The 6617-nt window shown below is 67.5% G+C and carries 5 protein-coding genes; 4 read left to right on the top strand and 1 reads right to left on the bottom strand.

The features are described 5' to 3' along the window. Positions 1 to 60 precede the first annotated feature (60 nt). Positions 61 to 945: a polyphosphate kinase 2 family protein gene (locus tag VNS22_RS11355; RefSeq protein ID WP_325732459.1), complete on the bottom strand. Its 885-nt coding sequence runs from the start codon at positions 943 to 945 to the stop codon at positions 61 to 63. 141 nt (positions 946 to 1086) lie between these two features. Between VNS22_RS11355 and ychF the strand changes: the two genes are divergently transcribed. The 4 genes from ychF (at position 1087) to VNS22_RS11335 (ending at position 5925) form a co-directional block, all read left to right on the top strand. Next, positions 1087 to 2184, top strand: coding sequence for a redox-regulated ATPase YchF (gene ychF / locus VNS22_RS11350; protein WP_325732457.1), 1098 nt, complete (start codon positions 1087 to 1089; stop codon positions 2182 to 2184). Between the two features lie 12 nt (positions 2185 to 2196). Continuing rightward, entirely contained in the window at positions 2197 to 2757 is a 561-nt protein-coding gene (gene aroQ / locus VNS22_RS11345) for a gamma subclass chorismate mutase AroQ (protein WP_325732456.1), read from the top strand. A gap of 84 nt (positions 2758 to 2841) precedes the next feature. Beyond that, positions 2842 to 3864, top strand: a complete 1023-nt coding sequence (locus VNS22_RS11340) for a S1C family serine protease (protein WP_325732455.1) — start codon at positions 2842 to 2844, stop codon at positions 3862 to 3864. 135 nt (positions 3865 to 3999) lie between these two features. After that, positions 4000 to 5925, top strand: coding sequence for an adenylate/guanylate cyclase domain-containing protein (locus VNS22_RS11335; RefSeq protein ID WP_325732452.1), 1926 nt, complete (start codon positions 4000 to 4002; stop codon positions 5923 to 5925). Positions 5926 to 6617: the final 692 nt, after the last annotated feature.

Genomic DNA, 6617 nt, shown 5'->3' with positions numbered 1-6617 from the left:
CACTTCAAGCGAACGTGATCACCGTTCCCGGCTCCGCCAGCCCGCCTCTCCGCGCCGCGCCTATTCCGCCTCGAGTGCCCGGCGATATTCGGCGAACTTCGCCCGTTCGGCCTCGCTCACCTTGGGAAAGTGCAGGTCGAGCCGGCGCATGCTGTCGACGATGGCACCCGCCACCACCAGGCGGGTGAACCACTTGTTGTCGGCGGGCACCACGTACCAGGGTGCATGAGGCGCCGCAGTGGCCTGGATCGCCTTCTGATAGGCGTCCATGTAGGCATCCCAGTGCCCGCGCTCGGCGAGGTCGCCTGCCTCGAACTTCCAGTGCTTCTCGGGATCGTCCAGGCGCTTGAGGAAGCGCTTCTTCTGCTCGGCCTTCGACACGTTCAGGAAGAACTTCAGGATCAGCGTGCCCTGGTGGGCGAGATAGCGCTCGAAGTTGGCGATGTCCTCCAGGCGCTCGTCGAAGATGCTCTTGCCGACCAGTTCGGGCGGGAGGTGCTGGCTTTCGAGGATCTCCTGGTGGACCCGCACCACCAGCACCTCCTCGTAATAGGAGCGGTTGAACACGCCGATCCGGCCGCGCTCGGGCAGGTTGCGCGCGCAGCGCCACAGGAAGTCGTGGTCCAGTTCCTCCGCCGAGGGGCGCTTGAACGCATAGACCTGCACGCCCTGCGGATTGACCCCGGACATGACGTGCTTGATGGCGCTGTCCTTGCCCGCCGCGTCCATCGCCTGGAAGATCAGCAGGACCGACCAGCGATTCTGCGCGTAGAGCATCTCCTGCAGCTCGGTCAGCCGCTCGATGCCGGTCCGCAGCAGTTCCTTGGCGTCGGCCTTCTCGATGCCCAGCTCGTGCGTGTCGCGCGGGTCGTGGTCCTTCAGCGTGAAGCCCTTGCCGTCCTCGATCCGGTAAGGCGCCAGGAACTTGTCGAGATCCACCTTCATCGCCCGGCTCCTCCTTGGCCCCTGCGGGAAGGTCGGCCGGGCCGGGAAGCTTGGCAAGGTGACCCGTGGATGCTCGCCTAGCCGCGCCCGAGCGGCTAGAACCCCCGGCAAGTCGGTTCCCCTTCCTTCTCCTGGACGATCATGGGCTTCAATTGCGGGATCGTCGGCCTGCCGAACGTCGGCAAGTCGACGCTGTTCAACGCGCTGACCAAGACCGCGGCGGCGGCTGCGGCCAACTATCCGTTTTGCACGATCGAACCCAACACCGGCCGCGTGCCGGTGCCCGATCCGCGGCTGGAGCAACTGGCAGCGATCGCGAAGTCGGCGAAGATCATCCCCACCCAGCTCGAGATCAAGGACATCGCCGGGCTGGTGCGCGGCGCCTCCAAGGGCGAGGGGCTGGGCAACCAGTTTTTGGGTGCGATCCGCGAGGTCGATGCGATCCTCCATGTGCTGCGCTGCTTCGAGGACGACGACGTCACCCATGTCGAGGGCGGGGTCGACCCGCTCCGCGACCTGGAGCTGATCGAGACCGAGCTGCTGCTGGCCGACCTGGAGAGCCTGGAACGGCAGCGCGATGCGCTGGCCAAGCGTGCCAAGGGCAACGACAAGGAGGCGAAGGAGCGGCTGGCCCTGGCCGAGAAGCTGCTCCCCTCGATCGGCGACGGCATCCAGGTCCGCTCGATCGATCTCGGCGAGGACGAGCGGGCGCTGGCGCGCGGCTTCCAGCTCATCACCGCCAAGCCGGTGCTCTATGTGCTGAACGTCGAGGAGGCGAGCGCTGCCACCGGCAACGCCCACAGTGCCAGGGTCGCCGCCGAGGTCGCGAAGCACAATGCCGGCTCGGTGGTGATCTCCGCCTCGATCGAGGCGGAGCTGGCGCAGCTTTCCGACGAGGAGTCGGCGGAATATCTCCAGACGCTCGGTCTGGACGAGCCCGGGCTGAACAAGGTGATCCGGGCCGGCCACGACCTGTTGGGCCTGCTCACCTTCTTCACGGTCGGCCCCAAGGAGGCGCGCGCCTGGACCACCCATCGGGGGGCCACCGCCCCGGAGGCTGCCGGCGAGATCCACACCGACTTCCAGCGCGGTTTCATCTGCGCCGAGATCATCGCCTTCGACGACTATGTTGCGCTGGGCGGCGAGCAGAAGGCCAAGGAGGTCGGCAAGATGCGGCTGGAGGGCAAGGAATACGTCGTCAAGGATGGCGACGTCTGCCATTTCCGCTTCAACGTCTGACCGGCGATCACGATGCGCCCGAGCCCGATTCTCGTCGCCATGGTGCTGCTCGCCGCGCCGGATGCGGCACTGGCGGACACACCGCTGGCGCAGCTGAAGGCGGCGATGGCCGAGCGGCTCGCCGCCATGCCGGATGTCGCCCGGCACAAGTGGAACAGCGGTGCCGCCGTGGAGGACCTGGCGCAGGAGGCGAGGGTCGTCGATGGGGCGGTCGCTGCGGGTGCGGAACTCGGCCTGGTGCCGGATGTGGTCCGCAGCGTGGCCGTCGCCCAGATCGAGGCCGCCAAGCTCGTCCAGTCCTCGCTGATCGAGCAGTGGCGGGCAGAGGCGGCTGCCGAGTTCACCGATGTGCCGGACCTGGCGACGGTCCTGCGACCGGCGATCGGCAGCGCCACCCAAGCCATCGTCGGCAACCTGAAGCAGGCGGAGCCGGCGCTGCAGGAGTGCCCGGGCGCCAGCGAGCTGCGGGCGGTGCCGCAAACGCTGGTGTCCTACGAGCCGGCCTGGCAGGTGGCGGCCGATGGCGTGATCGCTGCGGTGGGCGGTCCCGCACGGACCGCATGCCCCGGCTGAGCCCAGACCTGTACGCTACCGGCAGTCCATTGTAGCCGGGCGAACTGATGCCCACTTCTTCATCCTCTGATGGAGGAGATGGGGATGGACTTCGAGCGATCCCTGGTCGAGCTGAACCATGACGGCGCAGCGCAGGACAGCTCGCCGCTGCCGGGGCTGAGCAACGGGGCCGATGCCGGGGACGGCGATGGTCTCCTGTTCGATGCCTATTCGCAGGCGGTGGTGACGGCGGCGGCCAGGGTCGCCCCGTCGGTCGGGCATTTGCAGGTACGTGGCCGGGCGGGGCAGGGCACCGGCTCGGGCTTCCTGGTGACCCCGGACGGCTACATGCTGACCAACAGCCATGTGGTGAGCGGGGCTAAGGACATCCGGGTGGGCTTCCCGGACGGCAGCCACCACGTAGCCTACCCCGTCGGGGACGATCCGGATACCGATCTCGCGGTGGTGCAGGTCCATGGCAGCAGTCTGGTCGCGGTGGAGCTGGGCACGACCTCCGGCCTGAAGGTCGGCCAGCTGGCGCTCGCGATCGGCAACCCGCTGGGCTTCGACCACAGCGTCACCGCCGGCGTGGTGGGCGCACTCGGGCGATCGCTGCGTTCCCGGTCCGGTCGCTCGATCGACGATGTGATCCAGACCGATGCGGCCCTCAACCCCGGCAATTCCGGCGGACCGCTGGTCGATTCGCGCGGCCGGGCGATCGGGGTGAACACCGCGACGATCATGGGTGCCCAGGGCCTGTGCTTCGCGATCGGCATCGACACCGCCCGCTTCGTGCTCCAGGAGATCCTGCGCCACGGCCGGGTGCGCCGCGCTCATTTGGGCATCGCTGCGCAGACCGTGACCTTGCCCCGCCGCATCGTGTTCGCGCTCGGCCTGTTCGGCGAGACCGGGGTGCGGGTAGCCCAGGTCGAGCCTGGCAGCCCGGCCGACCGGTCCGGCCTGCTGGCGGGTGACCTGATCGTCGATCTGGATGGGGTGCAGGTCCCGTCGGTGGACCGGCTGCACCGCCTCCTGGACGCGTCGATGATCGGCCGTGACGTGCCGGTCCGCCTGCTGCGCAACGGTGCGGTCATCGAGCGGCAGGTGGCGCTGCAGGCGCGGAGCTGACGGGGCAGCCAGGCGGGAGCGGGAAGAAGTCGCAGGAAGGACAAGGCGCCGTGTATGATGGCTCGCTTCCGGTGGAGGGGCCCGGCGCGACGGAGCGAGCGTGGGGCATCCTTCGCGCATGAAAGGATTGCGACCATGCTTGCTGCCCAGGCGGATCGGCGGCTTGCGGCAATTCTGGTCGCCGATGTCGTTGGCTATGCGCGTCTGGTTGAGGCGGACGAAGCAGGCACGCTGGCCGCGATCCGGGGGCTGCGCCGCGAGGTGATCGTCCCGCTGCTCGCATCTCATCATGGCCGTATCGTCAAGCTGATGGGCGACGGTGTGCTGATCGAGTTCGGCTCGGTGGTGGACGCCGTCGTATGTGCCGTGGCGGTGCAGCGGGATGCGGCGGCCCGGCAAGTGGAGATTGCTCCTGCCCGTCGCATCGTGTTCCGGGTCGGCATCAACCTTGGTGATGTGGTGGTCGAGGGGGATGGGGACCTGCTGGGAGACGGCGTGAATGTCGCGGCCCGCCTCCAACAGCTCTGCGAGCCGGGCGGCGTGCTGATCTCCGGCACGGTCTACGACCATCTGCAGGGCAAGCCCGATGTCTTGCCGCTCGAGTTCGCCGGGGTGCACCGGGTCAAGAACATCAGCCGACCGGTACGCACCTACCGGGTCGTAATTGACGGAGGGCGCCTGCGAAGGGGACGGCCTGTACTGTATCTGATCCGGCGGTTCAGGCTGGCACTTGTCCTGGCGGCCCTGCTCGCTCTTCTGGTGGCCGGAAGCACGGCGGCCTGGTGGTCCTGGCGCGCAGAGCCGGCGTTCACGGCCAAGCCTTCGATCGCGGTGCTGCCATTTGCCAATATCGGAGGCGATGCGGCGACAGGAAGGCTCGCCGACGGGATCACCGAGGACATCATCACCGATCTCGCGCAGTTCCCAGAGTTCGAGGTCGTCGCCCACAACTCGACCGAGACCTACAAGGGGCGAGCCGTGGATGCGCGGGAGGTGAGCAGGAGCCTGAACGTCAACTTCGTTCTCGAAGGCTCCATCCAGCGGGCCGAAGATCGTGTCCGGATCACGGCACAGCTGATCGACGGCTGGAACGGCATGCATCTGTGGTCGGGGCGTTGGGACAGGCCGGCCGATGACATCTTCGCCGTGCAGACGGAGATCGCACAGGAGGCGACCAATCGGCTGGGCGGCGGTGCCGGTCTGATCCAGGCGGCTGGACGCGAGACCGCGAAACGCAAGCGGCCGGGCAGTCTTTCCGCTTATGAACTCTACCTTCTCGGCACGGAGAAGCTCGAACAGATAAATCGGGCGGATGTCGAGGAATCCATCCGCCTGCTCACCCGCGCGGTCGAACTGGACCCAGGCCTTGCCCGAGCCTGGATCGAGCTTTCCCACGCCTATGCCATCTCGGGTGAGTTTGGCTCCGACCGCAAGGCTGCCCAAGAGGCGGCGATGCGTGCCGCACAAAAGGCGGTCATGCTCGACCCATATGATGCCGAGGCCCATGCCGTCCTCGGATCCAGGATCGGCGATACTGGGGACCTCAAGCGAGCCGAGGCTGAGTACGCCATCGCCCTCGACCTGAGCCCTGGATCAGCCGAGATTCTGACCTTCTATGCCAGCTGGGCGAGCAGCTTCGGCAAACCTGAACGGGGGGCGGAGGTTGCCGACCGGGCCATTCGCCTCAATCCGAACTTCCCGATGTGGGAGGCCGCGCCCTATGCCTACAGCTACTTGATGGTCGGCCGGTACGAGGACGTGATCCGCATGCTGGATCGCCAGACGCAAGACAATTACACGCGGTGGCGCTGGGCTGCCCGCGCGGGGGCCTATGCCGCGCTGGGACGCTCCGAGGAGGCGCAGGCGGCCGTAAAGCAGGCGCTCGAACGCTTCCCGGACCTCAGTGTCGAGCGGATCATCAGCAATCCCGGCTACAATGATGCCGAGCGGCTGCGCTTCATCAAGGTAATGAGCCTTGCAGGCTTTCCGCGTTGTGGACGAGCCGAGGATCTGGCGGTTTTCTCGAAGCCGGTGCGGCTGCCGGACTGTGTGAAGGGCTAGGTGTATAGTCCCGGGATATGGTGTGACGGGTCGAACCTGAACCGTTCGGGCTCGGCCCGTCACACCACATTCTGGGACCATTCAGTTAGAGCTACGTTCTGGTCAGTCGCGTCGTGGACGGCCTCGACCAGGGTTGCCTCCGCTGAGCGATCAGCGGCATGGATAGGCGGGACGTACAGCGCCAGCAGGTGGCCGAGCGTGCCCGCCGCCCGGTGCAGCTTCGCAGCTCCCGTGCGCTGGTGCTCGCCACAGGCGGCCCTGCCGCCGCTCCAGGGACTGGGTAGAGCGTTCGGCTGTCCAGAGCACGGCCGTAGACGGTTCCGTTGCACGGCCCCGGACCAGGCAGCACCGCGCGGAGGTCGTGCACCAGCATCTCGGAGCAGCCCACGCACCAGGCCACGCCATGGCGGACCAGGCAGCGCAGCCCGTTGCATATCTCTCCGTAGCGGGTGCCCACGCTGCCCGCCATCTTCCGCCAGCAAGGTCGGACAGGATGCCACCAGAACCCCGTTCGTCGTCGGACACATCGGGCGGGTACGGCGTGGGAGACGGCAGCCATGCCGAACGGGCACGTCGGCAGTTCCCTTACAGGCTTCCAGGCAGCCAGGGGCCGGCGAGCGTGCGCGACAGGCCTTGCCTAGCGCCGCGCCGCAATTACGCTCCCCCGGGATGTCTGCGGCGACCGCGCCGCG

Origin of the sequence: Geminicoccus sp., assembly GCF_035556675.1 — a bacterium.
Taxonomy (GTDB): domain Bacteria; phylum Pseudomonadota; class Alphaproteobacteria; order Geminicoccales; family Geminicoccaceae; genus Geminicoccus.
This window is presented reverse-complemented; position numbering and strand designations above follow the sequence as displayed.